The sequence below is a fragment of the Janthinobacterium sp. SUN120 genome, assembly GCF_030397735.1.
In the GTDB taxonomy this organism is placed as follows: Bacteria; Pseudomonadota; Gammaproteobacteria; order Burkholderiales; family Burkholderiaceae_D; genus Janthinobacterium; species Janthinobacterium kumbetense.
On the sequence record NZ_JAPUBW010000005.1, the window covers coordinates 221,109 to 246,743 of the forward strand.

Here is a 25,635-nt window from a genome sequence, read left to right on the forward strand (position 1 = left end):
TCTGTTCGGCAACGCACATAGGGGTGTAACAATTGTAAAAGCACACATGCCGCGCTTAACGTGCCTTGCGCACGGGCTTGCCCGGCTTGGGCGCCACCGGTTTCACGCGCGCCTGGGCCAGCAAGGCCGCGCATTCGCTATCCTCGACGGGACCGGTGTTGACCAGCGGCAGCAGCGCCGCCACGGGCGCCACCACGGCCAGCGCCAGCGCGCCGCCGGCGCGCAGGGCCAGCACGCCCTTGTCGACGCTCACGTCGGGCTTGCTGAAAGTGCCATGCACATACAGGGGCGAGCGCAGCGAAAAGATGCGCAAGCCCTTGCTGTCCGGCCGCAGGGTGAGGTCCAGCCGTTCATCGGCCAGGTTCACCGTGCCATCGATATGCAGGATGGCGTCATCCGTGTCGACGATGAACTGGCGCGTGCGCATCAGCCCCTTGGTGACGGCGAAGTCGGCCGCCATGCAGTTCAGCTTGACCTGCTTGTCGCCTGCCAGCTTGGCCAGCACGATACTGCCGATATTCAAGCCCATTTCTTCCAGTAACAGCTTGCTGATGCTGCCCCGGTTGATCAGCGCGCGCACTTCGCCGTTCGAGCTGCCCAACAGGGTGGCGACGGAATTGCCCGTGGCCGACAGCGACGCATCGCCATTGATTTCGCCCACGCTCGCTTGCAGGGCCGGCAGGCGGGGGAACAGTTGCTGGATGTGCAGATGGCGGGCGCTGGCCTTGAGTTCGGCCGCGATGCCGTTGGCGATGACCTTGCCGCTGCCGTCGAGCTTGATCTGCGACGTCAGGGTGCCGCCCGCCACGTTGAAGTTGAGCGGCGTCAAGGACAGCACGCCATCCGTCAGCACGACATGCGTGTCGAGCTTGCTGATCGGCAACTCGGCATCGCGCGTGATTTTATCCGCCGTGTAGCGCACGTCGGCGTCCAGGCTGGTCCAGCGCTCCGTCTTGAAGGTTTCCACCGGCAAGACCCGGCCGGCCGGCTGCGTCGACGGCACGCCCCGTTCCTTCTTGCTGGCGCTGGAATCGGCGCCCACCAGCGGACCCAGGTCGGAAAATTGCAGCAGGCGCGAGTGGACTTCGCCCGTCAGCCGCTTGCGCGGCGTGCTGGCGGAAAAGGCCAGCTTGCCGTTGATGTCGCTGGAGCCCACCTTGCCGCTGAACTGGTCGTACACCCATTCGCCGCCGCGCGGCGCCAGGGTGCCCGTCAAATGGCCTTCCGTGCTGAAGTGCGGCGTTTCCGGCAGCAACACGCCCGTCAACGGATACAGGCGCGCCATGCTGGGTCCGGATAGCTTCAGGCGCACGTCGAGCGCGGCCAAGTCTGTCGGGCGGGTCAAGGTGCCTTCGATGGCCACGCTGCTGCCGCTCGCGCGCATGTCGGCCTGGATGGGGAAGGGCGTGCCTTGCCGCTGCAGCGACAGCACGCCGCCCGCCTTGCCGCCGCCCTTGACGGTTTCGCCGCGGTAGGTGCCGGACAGTGTCCACGCGATGCCGTAGCGCGCATCGTCCGCGATGGTGTCGACATCGGCGCGCATCGCTGTCTTGCTGACGCCATCGTCCAGGGTCACGGTGCCCTTGCTGAAGACCACGCTTTGCAATTCCAGCTGCCATGGCGATGGCTGGTCCTGCTTGTCGAAGGTCCAGTTGTTCTTGCCATCCTTGCTGCGCAGCAAGCGCACTTGCGGCGTGTCAAAGCGCAATTGCGGGATGATGATTTTCTTGTCCAGCAGGGCCAGCGGATTGAGCGAGAACGCCAGCTGGCTCACGGTGGCCAGTTGCGCCTTCTCACCCGTGTCCGCCATGGCGTTCGGGTTGCCCAGGCGCACGTCCTTTGCCTGCAGGTGCGGCCAGGGCAGATAGTCGCGCCAGGTTTTTCGCTCCGCGGTGGCTGGCTGCTGCCACGTCAGCGCCAGGTCGCCCTCGATGGCAAACGGCCGCCCCAGCGCGTCGCTGGCGCGCGCATTGAGCCAGGGCTTGGCGCGGTTCCAGTCCATGTTCAGCAGGACGACGGCGGCCGTGACGGGCAGGGCGATCAGCACGGCGGTACTGGCGAGGGCGATTTTTTGACGGCGGGAGAGCGGCATGAGCTGATTCTTTCTGGACAAGTAGTCACGATGCTACAGGAATCGCTCCAAAGCCGGGCCTGTTTCAGGTTTTGCTGGCGGACACGTGCGCTGGCGCACGTTGCCCATGCAAGTATTGTCGATTTCCTACCCTATGTGCGGCACCGAACGGATATGCGGGGATGCGGGGCCTATAACGTCATACATCAAACGCAGTTCCTGATTCGTTCCATGTATGACTTATATCGTTACCTCACTCTCCAGGAGAAGAAAAATGACAAACCGAGATTCCATCAAAACCCCCTTGACCGCCCTGGCTGCCTGCATCAGCGCCGTCGTCCTGATGACGGGCTGTTCCAGCCTGAAAACGCCCGCCACGGCCGATGTCGCCGTGTCGCGCGCCGCCGTCGATAACGCCGCCAGCGCCGGCGCCGCCGACCTGGCTCCCGATGAAATGCGTTCGGCCCGCGAAAAAATGCGCATGGCTAACCAGGCCTTGAAAGACCGCGACTACAAGACGGCGCGCGACCTGGCTGACCAGGCGCAAGCGGACGCCAAGCTGGCGCAAAGCAAGGCCAATTCGGCCAAGGCGACATCGGCCGCCGATGAAATCAACGAGAACATCCGCGTCATGCGCGAAGAGCTCGACCGTGCCAATCAACAAGCCCCAAAACAATAAGCAACAACAATAACAGGACCCCATCATGAAAAAAGCTACCTACACCACCATTCCCGGCCTGCTGGCCATGGCCGCCCTGGTTGCCGCCTGCAGCTCCGCACCGACCACCACCAGCCTGCTCGACCAGACGCGCGGCGACTACATGGCGGCGCAATCGAATCCGATCGTGTCGACCTATGCGCCACGCGAATTCCGTGAAGCGAGCGCGGCACTGGAAGCGGCAAACGCGGCCGCCACGCGCCAGGAAGACAGCGAAAAAGTCGACAAGCTGGCCTACCTTGCCAAGCAAAAGATAGCCACGGCGCAAGAAGTTGCCAAGCAAAAGGCAGCGGAAGCCGATATCGCCAACGCCGGCAAGCAGCGCGACCAGTTGCGCCTCGATGCGCGCACGCAGCAGGCTGACCAGGCCACGGCCCGCGCCCAGTCGGCGCAAGCGGATGCGGAAGCGGCCAAGGCCCAGGCACAAGCGGCCGAAGCATCGGCCCGCGATGCGCAAGCGCGCGCCGCCGGTCTGGAAGCGCAGCTGGCGGACCTGGCCGCCAAGAAAACGGAACGGGGCATGGTCATCACCCTGGGCGACGTGCTGTTCGGCACGGACAAGGCGAACCTGACGGCCGATGGCGCGAATACGGCGCGCAAGCTGGCCGACGTGCTGAAAAACAACCCGCAGCGCACCGTGCTGATCGAAGGCTTTACGGATAGCACGGGCGGTTCCGCGCATAACCTGGAATTGTCGCAACGCCGCGCCGAGTCCGTGCGCAATGCGCTGCTGGAGCAAGGCATCAGCCGCGACCGCATCGCCACGAAAGGCTACGGCGCCGCTTACCCGGCCGCCGGCAACGATACGGCGGCGAACCGCCAGCTGAATCGCCGGGTGGAAATTGTCCTGTCTGAGGACAACACGGCCATTCCCGCCCGCCGCTAAAACACCAGGCCAAACCTGCTGCGCGTCGCGACTTGCGGCCTCCGATGCTCACTGTGCTATAGCACAGCTCCGCTTCTCGGCCACAATTCACTGCCGCTCGCTACGGTTTTGCCAGGTGTTTGATTTGTTAGTAGGCAGCACCGGCCGCTACCTGGCCGGTGGATACCCATGCAAGACTTGAAAGGAAACATCATGACCCAAACATCTGTTGAGATTCCAGCTGGCATCGATACGGCCGCCATCCGCGCCGCCGCGAAAAACCTGGACGATGGCGCCGTGACGGCCGGCTATCAGGGCGACCGCCAGGAGTTGATCACCCTGTTGAATGGGGCGCTGGCCACCGAACTGGTGTGTATTGCGCGCTATAAACGCCATTACTACACGGTGAGCGGACGCGACAACGGCACCATCAAGGCCGAGTTCCTGGAACATGCGCAGCAGGAGCAGGAACACGCCGACTGGCTGGCCGAGCGCATCGTGCAATTGAATGGCAAGCCAGATTTTAATCCTGCAACATTGCTTGCGCGTAGCCATGCCGAGTATGATGACTCCGAAGACGTGCAAAGCATGGTGCGTGCCAATCTGATCGCGGAACGGGTGGCGATCGAGTCGTATCGCCAGATGATCGTGAAAATCGGCGACAAAGACCCGACCACACGCCATTTGTTGATCAAAATCATGGCTGTTGAAGAAGAGCACGCCGATGATATGCGCGATCTAATGGAATAGTGTTTTTGAGTAAAGTAGGTATAGTAACTACATTCATCCACAGCTAAGGAGCTAAACCATGTTGGAAAACAATATCACCACCGTCAATAACGATGTCAAAACCCTGGTCAAGGATGCCCAGGCCCTGTTCAGCGCCGCTGCCGCCCTGACCGGCGAAAAAGCCGACGAAGTGCGCGTCAAGGGCATGAAAACCCTGGATGCCGCGCTGGCCAAGGCACATGAAGCGCAAGCGTCGGCCATCGTCGCCACCAAGCAGATGGCTGCCCAGGCAGACGGTTATGTCAAGGAAAACCCATGGCGCACCGTGGCCGTCGCCGCTGGCGTCGGCGTGCTGGTTGGCTTCATCCTGGGCCGCAAGTAATCCACTGTCAGGAGCGATATGGACAAGTCTGCTTCGTCTCACCAGGGGCCGGGATTGATCGGCTCGGTCGCCGGCCTGGCCAAAAACGCCGTCGGACTGATGTTGTCGCGGCTGGAACTGGCCACCATCGAACTGTCGGAAGTGCGCAATCACATGCTGCAGCTGATTGTCATTTTCGCGTTGGCGACCGTGGCGGGCTTGTTTGCCATCGCTTACGGCAGCGTGCTGATCGTCTTCCTGGCCTGGGATAGCCTGGGCTGGAAGATCCTGGCGATCATGACGGTCGTGTTCGTACTGCTGGCGATTGCCCTGGTCATGTATGCGCGCGCCATGTTGCGTCAAGGAAAGCTGTCCATGCCGGCCACCATGGCGGAATTGAAGGCCGACCGCGACATGCTGATGTAAGCGGCCTTACGAGGAGAATTCATGTCGGAAAACGACAAACTGGCGGCGCAAGCCGCCCGCAAGCGCCTGCTGATCGCCCAGGGTGAAATGTACCGCGTGGGCATCGTGCATGCGCGCGCCAACGTGGGCTACGCATTGCGTCCCGAATCGATGCTGCAGGGCGTGGTCGAAACGGCCGTCGGCTTTGCCGGCCACCGCGTCGAATCCCTGCTGGCGCCGGGCGGCATGCGTTTGCAAGGCGCCATGCCTTACGTGCTGACGGCGCTGTCCTTCATCGGACGCAAGAAGCTGGTCAAGCCGGCCCTGGTCCTCGTGGCCGTGGCCGCCGTTGCCGCCAGCTGGCTGCGCCGCAAGCGCTGAACGCCAGCCGTGTTGCACAGGAACGCCGTCATCGACGGCGTTTTTTTTTGCCCGTACCCAACGTCCGGCACGTGCAGGCGCAATCCCTTACAATGATTCACGCCGCACCCGCGCGGCGGACAGAGGGCCATCTCGATGACGAATTCAAAGACACCGATCAATCAGTTAAATCCCTCGCGCCTGCGCATCGTGCTGGTGCTGCAAGGCGGCGGCGCACTGGGCGCCTACCAGGCTGGCGTCTACCACGCGCTGCACGAACATGGCCTGGCACCCGACTGGGTGGTGGGCACCTCGATCGGCGCCATCAATGCCGCCATTCTTGCCGGCAACAAGCACGAAGACCGGCTCGTGCGCTTGAAACAATTCTGGCAGCGCGTGGCGCACCGCGACAGCATCGACATGAACCTGGTATCGGACCAGCAACGCCGCTCGAACATCTGGCTGGCCACGCTCGATACGGTGCTGCGGGGCGTGCCCGGCTTCTTCAAGCCGCGTTCGTTCAGCATGTTTCCGGCAGGAATCGCCGTCAAGCCGGAAGAGGCCAGCTTCTATGACACCAGCGAACTGGCCGGCACCCTCGAAGACCTGGTCGATTTCGATTACCTGAACCAGCCCGGCGGCATGCGCCTGACGGTCAACGCCCTGCGCGTCAAATGCGGCAGCCTCACCAGTTTCGACAGCCAGCAGCAACCCCTGACGGCGGACCATATCCGCGCCAGCGGCGCCTTGCCGCCCGGCTTTGCCGGCGTGCGCGTCGATGGCGACTTATATTGGGATGGCGGCCTGTACTCGAACACGCCGCTGGAAACCGTGCTCGACGACACGCCCCACGTGGACACCCTCGTCTTCATGGTTGACCTGTGGAGCTCGGAAGGGCCGGAACCGACCACCCTCGACGAAGTGCAGACGCGGCAAAAGGATGTCACCTTCGCGTCGCGCTCGAAGCGGCATATCGCCGATTATGTCAATACGCATACCTTGCAGCGCAAGTTGCGCGAACTGTACGCCGGGCTGCCCGATACCAAGCACAACCGCCAGCAGACGGAAGAGCTGGTCGCGCTGGGCTGCGACAGCACCATGCACATCGTGCGCCTGCCGTACGCGGGGCGCGACTGGCACATGGCGGCCAAGGACATCAATTTTTCCAAGGGCTCCATCGAGTGGCGCTGGGAGCAGGGCTACCAGGATGGCTTGCGCGCGATCAAGGCGGCCGGCTGGCTCGCCTTTGTCACGGAAGATACGCCGCTCGTGGTGCACGAGTTGCCGCCCTACGAGCGCGACGCCGCCTGATCAGGCCGAGTCGCAAGAGTACGCTTCACTACTGCGGATGGGCCGCTTCGCGCAGTTTTTCCGCGTTCGCCATGTCTTGCCGGTAAGTGTCTTGCGCCTCCTTCAGGCAGGTGGCGCGCGCCGCGGAAGGTTCCGAGCGGCAGGCTTTTTTGGCTTCGGCCAGGGCGGCGGCGATTTCCTTGCGCAGGGTGCGCAGCTGGGCTTGCGCCGTGCTGTCTTCCTGATACCAGCGTTGCGGGTCGCCCGGCTGCGGCGCGGCCGTCTGGGCCAGTGCCAGCGGCGCCAGGCTGCAGGCGAACAGGGTGGCCAAGAGTGTGTTGTGGATAGTCATGATATTTCCTCCTTGAAATAAAAAAGGCGCCGTAGCGCCTTTTTTTACAACCTGCCCGTCAGTAATAGCAGGATCAGTATCACTACGACGAGGCCGGCGATGCCGCTGGGGCCGTAACCCCAGTTGCGGCTATGCGGCCAGGTAGGCAGGACGCCGACCAGGGCCAGGATCAAGATGATCAGAATGATGGTGCCCATGGTATCTCCTAGTTGGTGCATGGTCCGGCGCAGGCTTGCGGGCAAGCCTGGCCAGCGGATTAATAGCGGTAGACGCGGCCGTCAACGATGCGCACGCGATTGCCGGGACGCAAGTCATTTGCGTTGTCCTGCACCACGGTGCGGTATTCGCCGTTATCGAGGCGCACGCTGATCTGGTAGCCCTGCGCTTGCTGCCTGCGGCCTTCCACCTGGTTGCCCACGACGCCGCCGGCGACGGCGCCCGCCACGGTGGCGGCCGTGCGTCCGCCGCCCGAGCCGATGGTGTTGCCCAGCAGGGCGCCCGCGATGCCGCCCACGACGGCGCCGGCGCCGCTGGTTTGTCCGCCGCCCTGCACGAGCTGGATGGAATCGACGGTGCCGTACATGGCGGACTCAGGCTGGTTGGCTGGATAGTATGGTTGTTGTGACTGGTAAGAAGGGCCGGTGGCGCAACCGCTCAGTACGGCGGTGGCGGCGAGCATCAGTGCAGCCATGGTGGCGTTGGTTTTCATTTTATTCTCCTGACGAGGTGAGGGTGTAGTGCCATCTTAGTCATGCCCCCGCCCCCGGTCTGTACGCTGCCGCACGTACTTATTTCATGTCGAAATGGTATTTTTTACCACGGCGATCCCGCAAAACGTTGTTATTTCTCCCTGTCTGCCTCCCGCTTTCAAAATAAATTACTTGTGTACGGCAGCGTACAGAAGAGAGGCGGCGATCCACGTAAAACGGTAGTCATGCCAAGCAGACATGCTTGCTACCACCAGGGAGAAATACATGAACAAGAATAAGCTTTTCACCGCCATCGTCGTCAGCCTGGCGTGCGCCGCCTGGGGCGGCCAGGCAGTGGCTGCCACGCCGGAAGCGAAAGCAGCGTACAAGGCGGCCAACGAGCAGGCGGGCTTGAATTACAAGCTGGCGCATGCGGAATGCGAAAAAATCACGGGCAACCCGAAGGATGTCTGCATCGCCGAAGCGAAGGCCGTGCGCGCCTACGATGAAGCCGTGGCCCAGGCGCAATACACGAATACCCTGCGTGCCTACACCAAGGCGCGCATCAAGATTGCCGATGCCAACTACGACGTCGACCTGGCGCGCTGCAATGCGCTGACGGGCAACGACAAGGATGTCTGCGTCAAGCTGGCCAAGTCCACCAAGGTGGCGGCCCTGGCCGACGCCAAGGCAGACAAGAAAGTCATCGAAGCGCGCAGCGATGCGCGCGAAGCAAAAAGAAAAGCCGAGTACAAGGTCGCGACAGAAAAATGCGATGCATTAGCCGGCGCAGCCAAGGATGACTGTATCAAGGCTGCAAAAACCCAGTTCGGCTACTGAGCTCCCTCCGGGGCGCAGTCACCAGACTGGTATAAGAAGCTCATTGTGAGCACATTGATTGACCACTCCTAAGGAAACCACCATGAAATTCACTAAATCTATCGCTACTGGCCTTTTCGTCGCTTCCCTGTTCGCCGTTGCAGGTTGCGCTTCGACCCCAACCAAGGAAGGCACGGGCGAGTACATCGACGACGCGGCCATCACCACCAAGGTGAAAGCCAGCATCTTCAACGAGCCTACCCTGAAATCGACGGAAATCAACGTTGAAACCTTCAAGGGCGTGGTTCAGCTGAGCGGCTTCGTGGCCCAGCCGTCGGATGCCGCCAAAGCAGGCGAAGTCGCCCGTGGCGTCAAGGGCGTGAAGTCGGTGAAGAACGACATCCGCGTCAAGTAATGGCCTGACCTGCCGCAGCGGCCCGCCCCACGGCTGGCCCTGCGGCCCACCACCGACCGTCGCGGGAATCGCATGCATATCCAGCCTACAGATACCCCGCCCGAGCCGGTGGCGGCCGCCTCCACCGAGCCTGCCGGGCCACTTCCCGGCGCGCCCGTGGAGAATCCGGACGCATCCCTGCGTTTACCGCTGCATGTCAATGCGCGCGGCATGGCGCTGGGCATCATCGCCACCGTCAGCTTCATTTATGCGCTGCAGTGGGCACAGAAATTCCTCATTCCCGTCATCTTCGGCATTTTCATTGCCTACACCCTCAATCCCGTCGTCGCCTGGCTGGAAAAGCTGCGCCTGCCGCGCGCCATCGCCGCCACGGCCGTGACGGCCCTGATCCTGTTCGGCTCCATCGTCGTCGTCGAGCGCGTGCAGGGCGAATTCGAATCCATCGTGGAAGAATTGCCGGCCGCCACGCATAAACTGTCGCGCCTGATCGCCGCCAATACGGGCGGCAAGAACAGCACCTTCCAGAAGATGCAGGCCGTGGCCAATGAAATCGAGCAAGTGGCCGCCGGCGCCGAAGCGCGCCGCAACAACCGCCGCGCCGCCGCGGCCGAGGCGCCCAACTTCAAGATCATGGACTGGGTCTGGGCCGGCTCGCTGGGCCTGGTGGGCTTCCTCAGCCAGGCCACCATGGTCATCTTCCTCGTGTTTTTCCTGCTGCTGTCGGGCGATACCTTCAAGCGCAAGCTCGTCAAGCTGACGGGGCCGTCGCTGAGCCGCAAGAAAGTCACCGTGCACATCCTGGAAGACATCAATACCTCGATCCAGAACTATATGTTCATGCTGCTCGTCACGAATGGCTTGCTGGCCGTCCTGATGTGGATCGCTCTGCGCGTGATCGGCCTGGAAAACGCGGGCGCCTGGGCCATCGTGGCCGGCTTGCTGCACATCATGCCGTATTTCGGCCCCTTGCTCATCACCATCGCCACGGGCCTGGTGGCTTTTTTGCAGTTCGAATCGCTGGAAATGGTCTTGCTGGTAACGGGCACGTCGATGGCGATTGCCACCCTGGTGGGCACCTTTGTCACCACCTGGATGACGGGGCGCATCGCCCGCATGAATCCCACGGCCGTGTTCATCAGCCTGCTGTTCTGGGGCTGGCTGTGGGGCGTATGGGGCTTGCTGCTGGGCGTGCCCATCATCGTCATCGTGAAAGTCGTGGCCGAGCGCGTGCAGGGCATGGAAGTGGTGGCCGAGCTGCTGGGCGAATAGTTTGCGGTAACTCAAGAAAAACGGCGCCCGCGGGCGCCGTTTTGACTTGCCGCAGCCGGCTCAGGATTGGTGGCGTTTCAATATCTTGATTTGCACGTCGCCATCGTCCGTCTTCGGCATATCCTTCATGCTGCCTAGCTGCAGGGCGAACTGGCGCGTGAATTCGGCGCCCAGGAAGAAGATTTGCGCCGAGTAATACACCCACAGCAGCAGGGCCACGAGCGAACCGGCCGCGCCATAGCTGCTGGCCACGCCGCTATTGCCGATATACACGCCAATTGCATATTTCCCCAGGGAAAACATGAAGGCCGTGCCCACGGCGCCGATCACCACGTCGCGCCAGGACAGGCGCACGCGCGGCAGCATTTTATAGATGACGGCAAACAGGCTGGCGATGACGGCAAAGCCGATCAGGTTCGATAGGATGGTAAACAGCACGGCCGTGTCTTTCCACACGCCTTCCCAGAAATTGGCGAGGATGGCCATGGCCGCATTGACCACCAGCGACACCATCAGCAGGAAGGCCAGCACCAGCACCAGGCCGAAGGACAGCAAGCGCGTGCGCAGCATGTCCCAGGCGCCCGCTTCCTTCAAGGGCGGCACTTGCCAGATTTCATCCAGGCTGGCTTTCAGTTCGGCAAACACGCTGGTGGCGCCGAACAGCAGCAGGGCGCTGGCGATGAGGGTGGCGATGCGGCCCTGCTCATGATTCTTCGCGCCGGCCAGCACCAGCTGGATGGCTTCGGCGCCCTGCGTGCCCAGCAAGCCCTGCAATTGCCCCATCAGCTCGCCGCGCGCGGCGGCCGGGCCATAGAAAAAGCCCGCGATGGCGATCACCAGCACGAGGATGGGGGCGATGGAAAACAGGGTGTAATAGGCGAGGGCGGCGCCCTTGCTCGAGGCGCGGTGTTCCAGCCATTCGGTGACGGAACAGACGATGACGCTGCGCATCTGCTTGCTGAACGGCGCCAGGCCGGCCAGTCTGGGATAGCGGGGGAAAATATTCATGATGGCTTTCAATGCAAAAAAGGGGCGCGAGCCCCTTTTTCTATTCACGAGTGGCGTACCACTGTTGAGCTTACTGCACGCGGCGTTCGATGGTGATCTGTTCCACTTCAACGCGGCGGTTTGGTTCCAGGCACTTGATCAGGTCGGCACGCTTCTTGTTATCGCAGGTGACGACAGGATTGGTGGAGCCCTTGCCTTCGGCCGTCAGGCGGTTGGCGGCGACACCGTGAGCGACCAGGTATTCCTTGACTGCATCAGCGCGCTGCTGCGACAGTTTCAGGTTGTACTTGGGCGAACCGATGCGGTCGGCATAACCGCTGATGACGACGTTGTTGACGTCCGGCGCCGCGTTCAGCACGCGGGCGATTTCGTCGAGCTTGGTCTGTGTCGGACCCAGCTTGGCGCTGTCGAACGCGAACAGTTCCGTTGCCGCCATCGTCACTTTTTCAAAGCGTGGCGGCGGTGGTGGCGGTGGTGGCGGCACGACCACGACGACTTCTTCACGCACTGGCGGCGGTGGCGGTGGTGGCGGCGGTGCAGGCGGTTTGTCGAACGCGTAGTTCAGGCCCACGGTGACGTAGTAGTTGTTGGACTTGCTGCTCGGGTCGAAGGTGTTGCCACGCAGGAAGCCGTGCACATTGCGTACGTCAGCCTGGAGGGACAACTGATCCGTGATGCTGGACTGGAAACCCAGGCCCACGCTGGCGTACGGCGAGCTCTTGCTGCGTTCGCCGAAGGCGAAGCTGGTGTCCTTGTCGCGCTGCATGCCGGCACCGACCAGCAGGAAGGGGCGGAAGGCTTTGCGCGAGAACATGTACAGGCCGTCTACGCCCAGCGTATTTTGCTGGTAGCGCTGACCGCCATCCTTGGAGCGGGCATACGTGGTGCCCAGCTGGATATCCCAGTCCGGCGAAACGGGTTTACCGAAACGCAAGCCCGCGCCATAGCCGGTTTTATCCGTGGCGAAGTCGGAATCTGGCTTGAGTGCGTTGATGCTAGGTTGAATGTACCAGGAGGGATTGATTTCCTGGGCCTGTGCGCCGAGGGCGGAGCACAGTACTGCGGCGGCGACGGCGATTTTTTTTAGATTATTCACAAGTAACTCCCAACGTTGATAAGAGATTTTCTCTACTGCATCAATGCGACAACTGCCAGACATGCTATTGCTAGAGGTAGACAACAATTCCAGGTGCGCTTTCTTGCGATAAATGCACTGCTGTTGGACTAGAGAATACGGTTGCAGGTTCAACTGGTCGGTGCGTTGGCGCACAAAGCATTGTTGTATATCAATGGTGTTGCAGATTCACGACAAAGACTTCGGTGTTGAAAAAAACTAATTCGCCTCGGGAAACTTTTGCAATCACGGCCACTTCCTGGCGCCGCGACCAGAGGCAATCGTACGACTTGTTACCAGCGTGCCACTGTATATTAGCAACAATGATGAGCTTGATAACTAATATTACATTGATGTTGTATTCCTGCCGCGTTCTGTTGCCTTGCCGGGCTTCTTCCAGGCAACTTTTACGCGCCGCAGCCAGCTCCGCCACTTTTCATCAAGGAGTCACCCGTGCCTGATCACCCCCGTGTTGTTTCCTCCCCGCTGTCTGGCAAACTGGGCCCGCTATGTCTGCTGGGCCTGCTGCTGTCGCCGGGTCTGGCCATGCCGGCCTGGGCCGATAGCGGCGTGTCCCTGTTTTCGCCCAGCGGCACGGTCAAGGCCGTGCGCCAGGTGCGGGCCCAGTTCGCCACGCCGATGGTGCCGTTCGGCGACATGGGCTTGCCCGCGCCGTTCGCCATCGATTGCGGCAAGGCCGAGCCTGCCGTCGTGGCGGGCGCGGGACGCTGGGCCGACGAGCGCAACTGGAACTACGATTTCGAGCGCGACTTGCCGGCCGGCGTGGCCTGCAGCTTTACCTTGAAAGCGGGGTTGAAGGACGTGGCGGGCCAGGCCTTGCAGGGCACTGGCGCTTACCGCTTTTCCACGGGCGGCCCGGCCATCGTCGAGGCCGTACCGTATGACGGCCAGCCGTATATCGATGAAAACCAGATCTTCGTGCTGGGCCTGGACGCCGCGCCGAACGAGGCCAGCGTGGCCGCCAACGCGTATTGCCGCGCCGATGGCATCAATGAAAAGATTCCCGTGCGCTTGCTCAAAGGCAAGGAACTGGAGCAGGTATTGACCCTGCGCAAGAGTTTTCTCGACCGCTACCTGACCGTGTATTTCAAGAAGCGGGGCACGCTGTGGAAGGTGGGCATGCCCGTCGCCAGCAAGGGCGCGCCGCCGCTGCCCGTTACCGTGCTGCAATGCAAGCGCAGCTTCCCCGCCAACGCCAAGGTGTCGCTCGTGTGGGGCGAGGGCATTGCCAGCGCCAGCGGCATTGCCACGGACAAGGCGCAAACCCTGCAGTTCAAGACGCGGCCCGATTTCACGGCCAAGTTCAGCTGCGAGCGCAGCAATCCCAAGGAGCAGTGCATTCCCTTCCTGCCCATGCGCGTGCAGTTTTCCGCGCCCGTGAGCGCGGCGCAAGTGCGCGCTATGACCCTGAAGGGGGGCGGCAAGACGTATGCGCCGACGATATCAAAAGACGAGGAAAAGGCGGAATTCCTGTACGGCGCCACCTTCAACGGTCCGTTTCCCGTGCAAGCCAGCTTCGTGCTGAATTTGCCGCCGAAATTGACGGATGACGCGGGCCGCGCCTTGCTCAACCGCGCGCGCTTCCCCATGACGGTGCGCACGGGCGAACAGCCGCCGCTGCTCAAGTTCCCGGCCCCGTTCGGCATCATCGAAGCGAAGGGCGACGGCTTGCTGCCCGTGACGGTGCGCAATATCGAGCCCGTGCTGTCTGGCAAGGAAATCGCCCAGCCAGCCGCCGCCAGCGGCGCCACCTTGCGCGTGCCCGACAATGACGACAAGTTCATCATCGAGTGGATGCGGCGCCTGGCCGGCAATGGCGACGGGGGAGAGTACTGGCAGCCGTACGCCCAGTATGCGGGCAACATGAGCAAATCCGTGCTGGCGGACGCGGCCGGTACGCGCCCCATCAGCCTGCCGCGCCCCGATGGCAAGAAAACCTTTGAAGTGATCGGCATCCCGTTGCAGAAGCCGGGCTTTTACGTGGTGGAGCTGGCCAGCCCCATCCTGGGCAAAGTGCTGCTGGGCAAACCGACGACGGCCTACATCCGCACGGCCGCGCTGGTGACGAACCTGGCGGCCCACTTCAAGCATGGCGCGCAATCGTCGCTCGTGTGGGTGACGTCGCTGGACAAGGGCGCGCCTGTTGCGAAAGCGCAAGTGGCCGTGCGCGACTGCGCCGGCAAGCTGCTGTGGCAAGGCGCCACGGGCGCGGACGGCGTGGCGCACATTCCCGGCGAGCTGGCCAATTCCAGCTGCAAGAACAATGGCCGCTACTTCATCAGTGCGCGCAGCGGCGGCGACATGACGTTCACCCTGTCGGACTGGGTGGGCGGCATCGAAGCCTGGCGCTTCAATTTGCCCACGGACGACACGCGCGCCGACAACACCCTGCTGGCCACGGTATTCGACCGCACCTTGCTGCGCGCCGGTGAAACCGTGCACATGAAGCATTTCATCCGCAAGCACACGGGCGAAGGCATGAGCCTGGTCGACAAGAACAACGGCCCCGGCAGCGCCACCTCCATCGTCATCACGCACCAGGGCAGCGACCAGAACTACCAGTTGCCCCTGCGCTGGTCCGCCAGCGGCACGGCGGAAAGCGACTGGCTCATTCCCGCCGACGCCAAGCAGGGAGAGTACAGCGTGACGATGGCGGGCCGTCCTTCCGGCAGTTTCCGCGTAGAAGCGTTCCGCGTGCCGACCATGAAAGCCGTGCTGCAGGGACCGAAGGCCCCCGCCGTGCAGGCGAAGCAGCTGGCCCTGGATGCGCAAATCACCTATCTGGCCGGCGGCGCCGCCACGAATGCGCCCGTCAAGCTGCGTACGGTGCTGCAAGACAAGAGCGTGACGTTTGCCGACTATCCCGATTACAGCTTCAGCAATGGCGACGTAAAGGAAGGCCTGGTGAAACAGGGCACGGGCTACGACGACGATGAGGGCGAATGGCAGGACGAAGGCCATGGCGCGGCCGGCGCCGGCGCGGCGGCTGCGCGCACGCAAAGCTTGACCCTGGACAAGGCGGGCGGCGCACGCATCGTCATCGACCAGCTGCCGCAGCTGTCCACGCCGCGCGACCTGGTGGCGGAAATGGCTTTCCAGGATGCGAATGGCGAGACAGCCTCGGTGGCTGCGCGGGTGCCGCTGTGGCCGTCCAACTATGTGATCGGCATCAAGCCCGACGCCTGGGCCCTGAGCAAGGATGCGTTCAAGTTCACGGTCGCCGTGCTGGGCACCAATGGCAAGCCCGTGGCGAACGCTCCGGTCGCCGTCGATTTCTTCCAGCGCAACAGCTATTCGCACCGCCGGCGCCTGATCGGCGGCTTCTATGCGTATGAAAACAGCAGCGAAGTGGTCAAGCTGGGCCCCGCGTGCTCGGGCAAGACGGACAGCAAAGGTTTGCTGATCTGCGACGTGAAGGCGCCCGCCAGCGGCAATCTGATACTGCGCGCCCGCACGCAGGACAGTGCCGGCAATGCGGCCGTCGCCAACCGCGAAACCTGGGTGGCCGGCAGCGGCGACTGGTGGTTCAACGCCAGCGACAATGACCGCATCGATGTGTTGCCTGAAAAGAAACGCTATGAACCGGGCCAGGAAGCGAGCTTGCAAGTGCGCATGCCCTTCCGCTCGGGCACGGCCCTGATCACGGTCGAGCGCGAAGGTATCCTCGACACCTATGTGCGCCAGCTTAATGGCCGGGAACCGGTGGTGACTATCCCTGTCAAACCGAACTACGCGCCGAATGTGTATGTATCCGTGTTTGTCGTGCGGGGCAGGGTAGATGGCGTGCAGCCGACGGCCCTGGTCGACCTGGGCAAGCCGGCCTACAAGATGGGCATCGCATCGCTGAACGTGGGGTGGCAGGCGCATGAACTGAACGTGATGGTCGTGTCCGACAAGGAGGTGTATAAAACGCGCGACAAGGCGGAAGTGTCCGTGCGCGTGCGCCGCGCCGACGGTAAAGCCTTGCCGGCCGGCGCGGAAGTGGCGCTGGCGGCCGTCGACACGGGCTTGCTGGAATTGATGCCCAACGATAGCTGGAAGTTGCTCGATACCATGATGGCGCAGCGCAGCTTGCAGGTGGAAACGGCAACGGCGCAGATGCAGGTGATCGGCAAGCGCCACTTCGGCCGCAAGGCGTTTCCGGCCGGCGGTGGCGGCGGCAAGGGCGCCAGCCGCGAGCTGTTCGACACCCTGCTGTTCTGGAAGGGCACCGTCAAGCTCGACGCCAAGGGCGAAGCGACCGTGCAAGTGCCGCTCAACGATTCGCTGACGGGCTTCCGCATCGTCGCCATCGCCAGTGCCGGCAAGGAATTGTTTGGCACGGGTAGCACGGACATCCGCAGCTCGCAAGACTTGATCCTGATGTCGGGCTTGCCGACCCTCGTGCGCGAAGGCGACCAGTTGCGCGCGGGATTCACCGTGCGCAACACCTCGGTCGCATCCTTGAACGTGGAACTCAATGCCAGCGCTGCTGGCAAGGCCTTGCCGCGCCAGAGTGTGACCCTGGCGGCGGGCGAAGCGCGCGAAGTGGGCTGGGATTACCAGGTGCCGCTCGGTGCGCAACAGATTGTGTGGGAGATCGCCGCGAAGGCGGGTAGCGGGTCTGGCAACACTACGGACAAGCTGAAAATCACGCAAAAAGTGGGCCAGGCCACGCCCGTGCGCACCTATCAAGCCACCTTGCAGCAGATCGACAAGCCCGTCAATATGTCCGTGCAAATGCCGGCCGGCGCCTTGCCGGGCCGGGGCGGCATCCAGACCAGCTTTGTCGCCAAACTGGGCGGCGAGTTGCCCGGCGTGCGCGAGTACATGGCTGCGTATCCGTACACCTGCTTCGAGCAAAACACGTCGAAATCCATCGCCCTGCAAGACCAGGAGGCGTGGAACAAGCTGGCCGCCAGCTTGCCCGCCTACCTGGACAGCGATGGCATGCTGAAATACTTCCCCATCATGGAGCAGGGCAGCGACAGCTTGACGGCGTATGTGCTGTCGGCAACGAGGGAGGCGGGCTATGCGATTCCCGAACAGACGAAGAACCGCATGGAAGAAGCCTTGACGGCCTTCGTGCAAGGCCGCATCGTGCGCCGTTCCGCGCTGGACACGACCGACCTGGCCGTGCGCAAGCTGGCCGCGCTGGAAGCGCTGTCGCGTTCGAACAAGGTGCCGCCCGATGCGCTGGAGAGCATCAGCATCAATCCGAACCTGTGGCCGACGTCGGCCGTCATCGACTGGAGCTTGTTGCTGCAACGCACGCCAAGCCTGGCGCGCCGCGATGCATTGCTGGCCGAGGCGCAGCAGATCTTGCGCAGCCGTTTGAACTTCCAGGGCACGACCATGGGCTTTTCCACCGAGCGCAAGGATAACTGGTGGTGGCTGATGGTGTCGGGCGACGTCAACGCCAACCGGCTGTTGCTGGCCGTGCTGGACAATCCCGCGTGGAAAGACGACATCGGCCGCCTCGTGCGCGGCAGCATGGGCCGCCAGAAGAAGGGCCGCTGGGATACCACGGTGGCCAACGCCTGGGGTACCCTGGCGATTGCCAAGTTCTCGGCCAAGTTCGAGTCCACCCCCGTGACGGGCGCCAGCGCCGTCAAATTGGGCAGCGATACGCAAGCGCTCGTGTGGAATGGCGCGGCGAAAGTGGGCCCCGTGCTGCAAGCGTGGCCGAAGGGCACGGACACCCTGGGCCTGGCGCACAGCGGCACGGGCAAACCGTGGGCCACTGTGCAAAGCCTGGCCGCCATCCCGCTCAAGGCGCCCGTGTCCAGCGGCTACACGATCAAGAAAACCATTACGCCAGTGGAACAGAAGACGGCGGGCGCCTGGTCGCGCGGCGACGTCTACCGCGTGCGCCTGGACTTGTCCGCGCAGGCGGACATGAGCTGGGTGGTGGTCGACGACCCGATTCCCGCCAGCGCCACGGTGCTGGGCAACGGCCTGGGCCGCGATTCGCAGCTGCTGACGGCCGGCGAAAAATCCACGGGCTGGGTCTGGCCCACGTTCGAGGAGCGGGCTTTCGACGCCTTCCGCGCCTATTACGCCTTCGTGCCGAAGGGTAACTGGAGCGTGGAATACACGGTGCGCCTGAACAATGCCGGGGATTTCAGCCTGCCCGCCACGCGCATCGAAGCGATGTATTCGCCGGAAATGTTTGGCGAGTCGCCGAACGCGAATGTGAAGGTGGGACAGTGAAGAGTTTGATTTTTGTCACGGGCTGCCTGCTGGCCGGCCAGGTTTTCGCCGAGGTGGTCCTGACGCCGGCCCAGGTGCAGGCCGCCTACCGCAGTTCGGAAGCGCAATTGCTGGACCGCAGCGGCGCGCCCCTGCAATCCTTGCGCGTGGACATGAAGGTGCGGCGTTTGCCGTGGGTGCCGCTGGCCGACATCTCTCCCGCCGTGCAGCAAGCCGTGCTGCTGGCGGAAGACCAGCGCTTCATGCGCCACGGCGGCGTGGATGTGTCCGCGCTGGCCACGGCCGCCTGGGACAATCTGTTTTCCAAGAAACCCCGGGGCGCTTCCACCATCACCATGCAGCTGGCGGGCCAGCTGGATGCGGACTTGCAGGCGTCCTCGGGCGGACGCAGCCTGCGCCAGAAGTGGGACCAGATGCGCGCTGCCCAGGCCATCGAGGATAGCTGGAGCAAGGCGCAGATTTTCGAGGCGTATTTGAACCTCGTGTCGTTCCGCGGCGAATTGCAGGGCATCGCGTCCGCCTCGTACAGCTTGTTCGGCAAGGCGCCGTCGGGCCTGAACCAGACGGATGGCATCATTTTGGCCAGCCTCGTGCGGGCGCCGAACGCGCCGCCGGCCACCGTCACGCGCCGCGCCTGCGCGCTGGCGAAGGAATGGCGCATGGACAGCAGTTGCCAGCTGATCGGCCAGCGCGTGCAGACGGCCTTGCAGCGCAACGCCCTGTATGCGGAGCTGGCGCCGGCGCCGCAAGTGGCGCAGCAACTGTTGAAACAGCCGGGCGCGCAAGTGGCCAGCACCCTGGATGGCGCCTTGCAGCGTTTCGCGCAGGAAAATCTGCGCCAGCAACTGGCATCCTTGCGCGAGCGCAATGTCAACGATGGCGCCATCATCGTGCTCGACAACCGCAGCGGAGAGATTCTCGCCTATGTCGGCAATGCGGGCGGCAGCCATGTCGACGGCGTGGCGGCCCTGCGCCAGGCTGGTTCCACCTTGAAACCATTCTTGTATGAACTGGCCATCGAGCGCCGCCTGATGACGGCCGCGTCCGTCATGGACGACTCGCCGCTCGACGTCGCCACGGCGTCCGGCATGTATGCGCCGCAAAACTATGACCGCAATTTCAAGGGATACGTCAGCGCCCGCACCAGCCTGGCCAGTTCGCTCAATATTCCCGCCGTGCGCACGGTGTTGCTGACGGGGCAGGATGGCTTCTACAACCGTCTGAATGACGTGGGCTTGTCGAGCCTGACGGAGCCGGCCGAATACTACGGCCCTTCGCTGGCGCTGGGTTCGTCCGAAGTGACCTTGCTGGAACTGGCCAACGCCTACCGCGCGCTGGCGAATGGCGGGCTGTACAGCACGGCCAGCCTGCAGCCGGGCCAGGCGGGCAAGGACAAACGCCGCGTGATGGAAGCGGGCGCCGCCTTCATCGTGGGCGACATCCTGGCCGACCGCGCCGCGCGCAGCATGACCTTTGGCTTGCGCAACGAACTGGGGACGAATTTCTGGAGCGCCGTCAAGACGGGCACGAGCAAGGACATGCGCGACAACTGGTGCATGGGCTACTCGGCGCGCTACACGGTGGGCGTGTGGGTGGGCAACTTCGACGGCAAGCCCATGTGGGACGTGTCGGGCGTGACGGGCGCCGCGCCCGTGTGGCGCGACGTCATGGATTACCTGCACAAGAACGTGCCCAGCCATGCCCCGAAAGCGCCGCCCGGCGTGCTGCAGCAAATGGTGGCGTACCAGCCCGCGCTGGAAGCGCCGCGCCGCGAATGGTTTATCGCGGGCACGGAAAGCCCCGTCATCGCCGTCGTGGGCGACACCGTGAAGCCGCCCGCCATCGTGTATCCGGCCGACGACAGCATCCTCGCCATCGATCCCGACATCCCGCCCGCCCTGCAGCGCGTGTTCTTCCAGGCCCAGGGCAGCCGCGACTTGCGCTGGGTGCTCGACGGCAAGGACCTGGGCGGCGCGGCGGAGAGCATCAGCTGGCGCCCCGTGCCCGGCAAGCACGCGCTGGCCCTCGTCGACGACGCAGGCAAGACGGTGGCGCAGGTGGCGTTCCAGGTGCGGGGGAATGCGCTGGCGCAGCTTGCCGCACAGGGTAAGTAATCAGTTCGATGGATAGTTCGCCGGGTCGATGGCTGGCGTGACGTAATGCCGCAATACATCGCCGCCGTGCGGGTGTTTTTGCGTGCGGCGTCTTTCGTCCGATGGCGGACTGACCAGCACGATGGTCGCTTCTTCCGGATTACGCAGATTCACCACGGCGCTGACGCCGCCGTCGCGGTAGCTGCCCATCACGCCGACGGCCATTTGCACGAACAGAGTGGCCGCGCCCGTGTTGCCCAGGCGCTGGTCCGTATCGATCCACTGCTGCGGCTTGCCGCTGTCGAGTTCCGTGCCGCCATCTTCCGCATGCTTGAGCAAGGTTTTGTGTAGCGCCACCAACTGTGCCTGATTGCCGCCCGTGGCGGCGACCAGGCGCGCCGGCGCGGCGGGACGTTCGCTTTCCGGCAAGCTGTGCAGGGCCTCCTGCCAGCCCGCCTGCAAGGCTTGTTCGCGCTGGTCGCGGCGCGTGAGCGGCTTGCCGTGTTCATCCGTCATCCTGACGAACGTGGGCCTGTGGATGAAGCCGAAGGTCGGCAGGCGGTCCAGTTGCGCCAACTGTTCCTTGTTGAAGGGCACAGGAAACCAGGGCGTGGGCTGCCACTCTTTCGGCGGGTGATAGGTCTTGTGCTGGAGCTTGTCGAGCATGCTGAAGCTGCCCGTGCCACGGATGTCGGGACGCCGGGCGAATTGTGCGGCGACGGGCAGCCATTCGGCGATTGAGGGCTGGCGCCGGGTGGTGGCTGCCGGGTCGCTTTCCAGACGTTCCTGGGGCACGGTGCCCATCAAGTCATAGTAGGCCAGATATAGGCGCCGCGCCACGCCGTAGGTATTCAAGTCATCGACGCTATCCTCGGGCGGTGCATCGTCGTAGGCGAACTTTCGCACGGCATCGATGCGTTCGCGCCGGGCCAGCACGAACAGGGCCGAGGCGTCGGGCATTTCGGGAATGTAGCGGCCGTCATGTGTGAGCGGCGGAGAGTTGTCCGGGCTGTACAGGTTGCGCGTTGGCATGCTGTCTTCAGAATTGAGCACGATGTAAGGCACGTCGGGATGGGCATCGAAAAAGGCGAACACGTCTTCCAGGATGCGGTCCGGATGTTCGCTCAGGCGGCGTGGACCACTGGCGAACAGATGCCAGTGCAGACCGGATGACGCGGCGCCACCGGCCAGGCCTATGGCTGGAGAGTCGGGGCTGTCCAGCATGCGCGAATTAAAGATTGGTGGCTCAGCATTGAAAACGGGGACGCCAAAATACATGGGAGTATCCCTCGCCCCATTCTCCAGTGTGTCGCCACCGCGGCCACCTGCTATTCCAGCTCTTTGCATGGCATCCCAGGTGTACTTTTCCTTGTCCTGTTCGCGGATGCTGGCATAGGCGTTTCCCTGCTGCAGCGCTTCCCACAGTTTTCCCTGCCGGTATTTGTCCAGGGTGACGCCGAGACCGATCACTTCCAGCACATATTCCCGCTTGTCCTGTTCGCTAGGCGCCGCCTGCTGCACTTGCGGCTTTGCGACGGCCACGGGCTTGGGCGAATGCAGCCAGCGAGAGCCGAGCAATGTAGCTGCCACGATGGGGGGGATCAGCAAGAACCATTGCAGGTGCTTCCATATTTTTCTGCTCATTGTGAACTCCAGCAAGAAAGGGGATGGAATGAACATTAGTAGCAGTGCCAACACGATGGCAGCTGCACCAATCGAATACTGCCAGCGTGGGAATAAATTTTTCATCTTGGAATATCGTCGCTTGATTTATGGACGACCGGAGTGATGAGCGACTCAGTGCGCCTACCGTTGACTATTTCACAAATGACGGTAGACGGCAGGCCTGCTTGCAATGCGGGCACAAAGGCTGGTAACTCTCCCGAACTGTAATAATGGGCATTACCTTCAATGATTTGCTTGCGTTGTAGAGGTTCTGCAGCCCAATAGGCTGCAAATTTTTTCATGAAATCCTCCCATCTCAGGATGGATTGTCTTATAGGATTTTTTTTGTCGTTTTGCAGCCGCCAATCCGCCACCGCACACAAATACCGGTAAAACCTCGGATCGCTGCTGGCCTTGCCCCCGCCGATGGCCACGTCATACGCCGTCACGTTGCGGTGGTTTTCCGCGTTGCCGATGATGGCGCCGTGGAAGGATTTGGGGCTGACCTCGTTCTGCCAGCGCTGGCGCGCCTCGTTCGGGGTTTCTTCGCGGTCCACGCGCAGCCTGTCGCCACCGCCCGGGTGGCGCGAGACGCGGTCGAGCTTGCATTGGTCGCCCGCTTCCTTGCCCAGGTTCAGGGCCTTTTCCACTTGCTCGCGCTCGCCCGCGCCGAACATGCCGGCGCCGTACTCGGGAATGCGATGCTTGAGCGGCCGCGGATCGGCGATGATTTCCTGCTTGCGGATGCGCAAACCTTTCTTGCTGGTCACCGCGATGGCCGCGTCGATCGGGTCGACTTCCTCGCACGGTCCTTGCTGGTCGCGCGGCAGCCTGGCCTGGTCGGAATCCTTCGGGAATTGCCCAGGGCGGATCTCGCCGCCGTCCAACACGGCCTTCGTGGGTACGCGCAGCGCTTCGCCATTGATCGTGCGCAAGCCTTCGCGCCGTTTCGCTTCCGTGGAAAAGACATTCCATTTGCTGGGCTTGACGGGCGGCCAGGGCGCTTCGTCATGGCTGGCGCGGTGACCCCGGTTGGCGCCCGCCACGTGGGCATGGTCGTCCTCGCCTTCCACGCGCAGGGCGAAGTCGTGCGGCGGCGGGCCCACCGGCACGGGCCCGCGGTTCTTGCCGGCCGCATCGGGGCGTTGTTTGTTGGTAAATACGCGCTGGTAAAACCCTTTGCCCAGTTCCGCCAGCGGCTGGCGGCGCTGGAATTCCTTTTCCCAGTAGGTGGGGCCGTCGCCCCAGATGCTTTTGTTCGTCTTACCCTTGGTTTTGGACAGGCCATGGCCATCGACGTGGTCGGGTATGCCTTGCCAGCCTATGCCCTGCATATTATCCAGCGCCACAGTCATGTCTTCGGGGCAAAAGTACAGATAAACCTTGCCCCGGTTGTCGCGGTCCGCTTCCGCGCGCCATGCGGCGCCCGCCATGCCATGGCAGATAGTGTGATCCTTGATGTGCGCAAAGGCGGGCGTGGTGTGCTTTTTTGCCACCACGCCCTGCACGATCTGTACGAGGGTTTGCAAGCGTGCATGCAGGGTCTGGCGGTTGTCGATGGCGTCGTACTGGCTTTCCATCGCAGCATCGCGGCCGCCGCCGAAGATGCGGCTCGCCTCCGCCGCGCCGAAAAACATCGTCGTGTCTTCCACCAGGCTGTAGGGCGGATGCGTGAGGATCAGGGTGTCGGCGGGGCGCTTGCCCTCATCGAGCAGGAAGGCTTGCGCCAGCAGCGAGATCAGACAGCCCTGGCTGTGCGCGACGATGGATACCACGTCGTCGCTGTCGTAGTCGCGGATCATGGCGATCAGCGCGGCCAGGCGCTTGGCCGCCAGCACCATGTACATGCGGCCCGGCGCCGTCATCAGCGGACGCACGGGGTCGCCGCCAACATCGTAGGGTGAAAACAGCCCCTTGTTCCACATGTCGGGCAGGGTGTTGGTGGCATTGCCGAACGGACCGCCGTTCTTCGACATGTCCTTGTCCAGGCGGTTGCCGTAGCGGTCAGTGTTCTGGCCGTTGACCACTTTGCTGGCGTTGCCGCGTTCGCGAAAGCCCCAGTAAAACGGAATGACGGGGCTGTACGTCGCCTCATCAGGCTTGCGCTTGAAATACACATCGTCCGGGTCGGCGATGGTTTCACGCTTGTCAGCCTCCTGCGGCAGGCGGTAGGCGGCAGGGGTGAAAACGTGGCCGCCGCCGTACATGCGCGCGTCGAGTCCCTGGCACAGCCCCTTTTCCACGGCACTGAAACTCGTGCCCACGTCATTGACGCCATGGATGACGATGACGTTGCCCGGCAGTTCGGGGCGGATGCGCACGATGGCTTCCTGCGTGCGGTCGCAGTGCAGCAGGGCGGTGCTCTTGCCGCTGATATACGGAAGTTTGGGATACGCCATCGCCGCTCCAGGCTGACCAGACAGGTCAGTGTAGAGGGGCGGGATGGTGGATTAATTGCGTTTCCGCAAGCATTGCGGAAAAGAAGGTGTCCTTACGGCGCGCTGATGATCTTCGTCAGCGCGATGCGGTACGCGGGCTGCACGTCGCCATCCTTGTCTAGCTTGTCCGTCATGATCGCGCCATAGCCTTGCGCGTACCATACGTATTCACCGCTTTTACCCTTGCTCTTGCCGCCGACGTCGCGCAGTTCGAACTTGCAGGCGTCGGGGAAGCGGCGGCCGCCCAGTTCCAGGCGTTCCCAGCCGAGGAAGGTGATCGAGAAATCGCGTTTATCCGTGCGCGTGGAGGTGGTGATCTTGTCCGACAGGCCCGCCAGCGGGTAGTGGGTGTCCGTTCGCGTGTCCGTGAACTGCACGCGCACTTCCTGGCCGGGGCGCATGTTGGCGGGGATGGCGGACTGCGGCGTGTAGGCGTTCTTGCTGCGCACGGTGCCGTCTTCGTTGTAATGGATGGCGCCCGTCAGGAAGACCTGGCCGTCGCGGATATCCTGGTAGGACGTGGCCAGCAGCACGCCGCCGTCGAGGATCAGCTGCGTGCCCTTTTGTTTCTTGCCTTCGAACATCTCCTCGACGTTGACTTGCGCATCGCCATTGTTCTTGCTGAACTTGATGCCTGTCGTCAATTCCATGCATTCGCCCACCGTGGGCGCCGCCTGTACGCTCGCGGCCGCGAATACGCTGGCCGCCGCCATTCCACACCATACTGCTTTCATTGTCATCCTGGATATATTGCAAAGGCG

Annotated in this window: 21 protein-coding genes; 12 read left to right on the forward strand and 9 right to left on the reverse strand. The window is 63.0% G+C overall.

The annotated features are described in order from the left end of the window. Positions 1-55: 55 nt before the first annotated feature. Complete coding sequence (locus O0879_RS23720; protein ID WP_289919130.1) at positions 56-2,092, reverse strand: AsmA family protein; 2,037 nt, start codon at positions 2,090-2,092, stop codon at positions 56-58. Positions 2,093-2,345: 253 nt separating this feature from the next. Between O0879_RS23720 and O0879_RS23725 the strand changes: the two genes are divergently transcribed. The 7 genes from O0879_RS23725 to O0879_RS23755 all read left to right on the forward strand — a co-directional run bounded on the left by O0879_RS23725 (position 2,346) and on the right by O0879_RS23755 (position 6,820). Further along, entirely contained in the window at positions 2,346-2,750 is a 405-nt protein-coding gene (locus O0879_RS23725) for a DUF4398 domain-containing protein (RefSeq protein WP_099664890.1), read from the forward strand. Between the two features lie 25 nt (positions 2,751-2,775). Then, positions 2,776-3,675 carry an OmpA family protein gene (locus O0879_RS23730; RefSeq protein ID WP_099664889.1) on the forward strand — a complete coding sequence of 300 codons (900 nt, stop codon included), beginning with the start codon at positions 2,776-2,778 and terminating at the stop codon, positions 3,673-3,675. 192 nt (positions 3,676-3,867) lie between these two features. Further along, complete coding sequence (locus O0879_RS23735) at positions 3,868-4,404, forward strand: ferritin-like domain-containing protein (RefSeq protein WP_070224913.1); 537 nt, start codon at positions 3,868-3,870, stop codon at positions 4,402-4,404. 58 nt (positions 4,405-4,462) lie between these two features. Further along, positions 4,463-4,765 (forward strand): DUF883 family protein, encoded by a 303-nt coding sequence (locus O0879_RS23740; RefSeq protein WP_035826246.1) that lies wholly within the window; start codon positions 4,463-4,465, stop codon positions 4,763-4,765. Between the two features lie 18 nt (positions 4,766-4,783). Then, a complete protein-coding gene (locus O0879_RS23745) occupies positions 4,784-5,170 on the forward strand; it encodes a phage holin family protein (protein ID WP_034758936.1) in 387 nt (128 codons plus the stop codon). A 21-nt stretch (positions 5,171-5,191) separates the two neighbouring features. Beyond that, entirely contained in the window at positions 5,192-5,530 is a 339-nt protein-coding gene (locus tag O0879_RS23750; protein ID WP_035826249.1) for a hypothetical protein, read from the forward strand. 135 nt (positions 5,531-5,665) lie between these two features. After that, a complete protein-coding gene (locus O0879_RS23755) occupies positions 5,666-6,820 on the forward strand; it encodes a patatin-like phospholipase family protein (protein ID WP_099664887.1) in 1,155 nt (384 codons plus the stop codon). A 28-nt stretch (positions 6,821-6,848) separates the two neighbouring features. On the opposite strand, the gene O0879_RS23760 is transcribed toward O0879_RS23755, so the two are convergent. From O0879_RS23760 to O0879_RS23770, 3 genes are read right to left on the reverse strand one after another with little or no spacing between them, the layout of a single operon-like run. Next, the gene (locus O0879_RS23760; RefSeq protein ID WP_289899245.1) at positions 6,849-7,151 is read right to left on the reverse strand and encodes a hypothetical protein; all 303 of its coding nucleotides are present in this window, start codon (positions 7,149-7,151) and stop codon (positions 6,849-6,851) included. Between the two features lie 44 nt (positions 7,152-7,195). Further along, positions 7,196-7,348 (reverse strand): DUF3309 family protein, encoded by a 153-nt coding sequence (locus O0879_RS23765; protein ID WP_010396415.1) that lies wholly within the window; start codon positions 7,346-7,348, stop codon positions 7,196-7,198. A gap of 59 nt (positions 7,349-7,407) precedes the next feature. Then, positions 7,408-7,860, reverse strand: coding sequence for a glycine zipper 2TM domain-containing protein (locus O0879_RS23770; protein WP_077401560.1), 453 nt, complete (start codon positions 7,858-7,860; stop codon positions 7,408-7,410). Between the two features lie 265 nt (positions 7,861-8,125). On the opposite strand from O0879_RS23770, the gene O0879_RS23775 reads away from it, so the two are divergent. The 3 genes from O0879_RS23775 to O0879_RS23785 all read left to right on the forward strand — a co-directional run bounded on the left by O0879_RS23775 (position 8,126) and on the right by O0879_RS23785 (position 10,343). Next, positions 8,126-8,680 (forward strand): hypothetical protein, encoded by a 555-nt coding sequence (locus O0879_RS23775; RefSeq protein ID WP_071078642.1) that lies wholly within the window; start codon positions 8,126-8,128, stop codon positions 8,678-8,680. An 82-nt stretch (positions 8,681-8,762) separates the two neighbouring features. Further along, on the forward strand, positions 8,763-9,074 hold the full coding sequence (locus tag O0879_RS23780) for a BON domain-containing protein (protein ID WP_046682432.1): 312 nt from the start codon (positions 8,763-8,765) through the stop codon (positions 9,072-9,074). A 177-nt stretch (positions 9,075-9,251) separates the two neighbouring features. Then, a complete protein-coding gene (locus tag O0879_RS23785; protein ID WP_251350953.1) occupies positions 9,252-10,343 on the forward strand; it encodes an AI-2E family transporter in 1,092 nt (363 codons plus the stop codon). Positions 10,344-10,403: 60 nt separating this feature from the next. Here the strand turns inward: O0879_RS23785 and O0879_RS23790 are convergent, their stop codons facing one another. Together O0879_RS23790 and O0879_RS23795 are read right to left on the reverse strand one after the other, a co-directional pair. Next, the gene (locus tag O0879_RS23790; RefSeq protein WP_289919133.1) at positions 10,404-11,351 is read right to left on the reverse strand and encodes a YihY/virulence factor BrkB family protein; all 948 of its coding nucleotides are present in this window, start codon (positions 11,349-11,351) and stop codon (positions 10,404-10,406) included. Positions 11,352-11,421: 70 nt separating this feature from the next. Continuing rightward, positions 11,422-12,447 carry an OmpA family protein gene (locus O0879_RS23795; RefSeq protein ID WP_289899244.1) on the reverse strand — a complete coding sequence of 342 codons (1,026 nt, stop codon included), beginning with the start codon at positions 12,445-12,447 and terminating at the stop codon, positions 11,422-11,424. A 471-nt stretch (positions 12,448-12,918) separates the two neighbouring features. On the opposite strand from O0879_RS23795, the gene O0879_RS23800 reads away from it, so the two are divergent. After that, positions 12,919-18,678 carry an MG2 domain-containing protein gene (locus O0879_RS23800; RefSeq protein WP_289919135.1) on the forward strand — a complete coding sequence of 1,920 codons (5,760 nt, stop codon included), beginning with the start codon at positions 12,919-12,921 and terminating at the stop codon, positions 18,676-18,678. After that, complete coding sequence (gene pbpC / locus O0879_RS23805; RefSeq protein WP_354670199.1) at positions 18,675-20,792, forward strand: penicillin-binding protein 1C; 2,118 nt, start codon at positions 18,675-18,677, stop codon at positions 20,790-20,792. The genes O0879_RS23800 and pbpC overlap by 4 nt, the downstream gene beginning before the upstream one ends. Here the strand turns inward: pbpC and O0879_RS23810 are convergent, their stop codons facing one another. The 3 genes from O0879_RS23810 to O0879_RS23820 all read right to left on the reverse strand — a co-directional run bounded on the left by O0879_RS23810 (position 20,793) and on the right by O0879_RS23820 (position 25,608). Beyond that, the gene (locus O0879_RS23810; protein WP_289919137.1) at positions 20,793-22,415 is read right to left on the reverse strand and encodes a DUF2875 family protein; all 1,623 of its coding nucleotides are present in this window, start codon (positions 22,413-22,415) and stop codon (positions 20,793-20,795) included. Positions 22,416-22,516: 101 nt separating this feature from the next. Continuing rightward, positions 22,517-24,835 carry a DUF3274 domain-containing protein gene (locus O0879_RS23815; protein ID WP_289919139.1) on the reverse strand — a complete coding sequence of 773 codons (2,319 nt, stop codon included), beginning with the start codon at positions 24,833-24,835 and terminating at the stop codon, positions 22,517-22,519. Positions 24,836-24,927: 92 nt separating this feature from the next. After that, positions 24,928-25,608, reverse strand: coding sequence for a hypothetical protein (locus tag O0879_RS23820; protein WP_289919140.1), 681 nt, complete (start codon positions 25,606-25,608; stop codon positions 24,928-24,930). Positions 25,609-25,635 lie beyond the last annotated feature (27 nt).

What these genes read in the sequence shown, in the direction of transcription:
- O0879_RS23790 (WP_289919133.1), bottom strand. Translation starts at nt 11,351, where the DNA reads ATGAATATTTTCCCCCGCTATCCCAGACTGGCCGGCCTGGCGCCGTTC.
- O0879_RS23775 (WP_071078642.1), top strand. Translation starts at nt 8,126, where the DNA reads ATGAACAAGAATAAGCTTTTCACCGCCATCGTCGTCAGCCTGGCGTGC.
- O0879_RS23780 (WP_046682432.1), top strand. Translation starts at nt 8,763, where the DNA reads ATGAAATTCACTAAATCTATCGCTACTGGCCTTTTCGTCGCTTCCCTG.
- O0879_RS23730 (WP_099664889.1), top strand. Translation starts at nt 2,776, where the DNA reads ATGAAAAAAGCTACCTACACCACCATTCCCGGCCTGCTGGCCATGGCC.
- O0879_RS23725 (WP_099664890.1), top strand. Translation starts at nt 2,346, where the DNA reads ATGACAAACCGAGATTCCATCAAAACCCCCTTGACCGCCCTGGCTGCC.
- O0879_RS23755 (WP_099664887.1), top strand. Translation starts at nt 5,666, where the DNA reads ATGACGAATTCAAAGACACCGATCAATCAGTTAAATCCCTCGCGCCTG.
- O0879_RS23760 (WP_289899245.1), bottom strand. Translation starts at nt 7,151, where the DNA reads ATGACTATCCACAACACACTCTTGGCCACCCTGTTCGCCTGCAGCCTG.
- O0879_RS23810 (WP_289919137.1), bottom strand. Translation starts at nt 22,415, where the DNA reads ATGAGCAGAAAAATATGGAAGCACCTGCAATGGTTCTTGCTGATCCCC.
- O0879_RS23740 (WP_035826246.1), top strand. Translation starts at nt 4,463, where the DNA reads ATGTTGGAAAACAATATCACCACCGTCAATAACGATGTCAAAACCCTG.
- O0879_RS23820 (WP_289919140.1), bottom strand. Translation starts at nt 25,608, where the DNA reads ATGAAAGCAGTATGGTGTGGAATGGCGGCGGCCAGCGTATTCGCGGCC.
- O0879_RS23720 (WP_289919130.1), bottom strand. Translation starts at nt 2,092, where the DNA reads ATGCCGCTCTCCCGCCGTCAAAAAATCGCCCTCGCCAGTACCGCCGTG.
- O0879_RS23815 (WP_289919139.1), bottom strand. Translation starts at nt 24,835, where the DNA reads ATGGCGTATCCCAAACTTCCGTATATCAGCGGCAAGAGCACCGCCCTG.
- O0879_RS23770 (WP_077401560.1), bottom strand. Translation starts at nt 7,860, where the DNA reads ATGAAAACCAACGCCACCATGGCTGCACTGATGCTCGCCGCCACCGCC.
- O0879_RS23765 (WP_010396415.1), bottom strand. Translation starts at nt 7,348, where the DNA reads ATGGGCACCATCATTCTGATCATCTTGATCCTGGCCCTGGTCGGCGTC.
- O0879_RS23745 (WP_034758936.1), top strand. Translation starts at nt 4,784, where the DNA reads ATGGACAAGTCTGCTTCGTCTCACCAGGGGCCGGGATTGATCGGCTCG.
- O0879_RS23735 (WP_070224913.1), top strand. Translation starts at nt 3,868, where the DNA reads ATGACCCAAACATCTGTTGAGATTCCAGCTGGCATCGATACGGCCGCC.
- O0879_RS23750 (WP_035826249.1), top strand. Translation starts at nt 5,192, where the DNA reads ATGTCGGAAAACGACAAACTGGCGGCGCAAGCCGCCCGCAAGCGCCTG.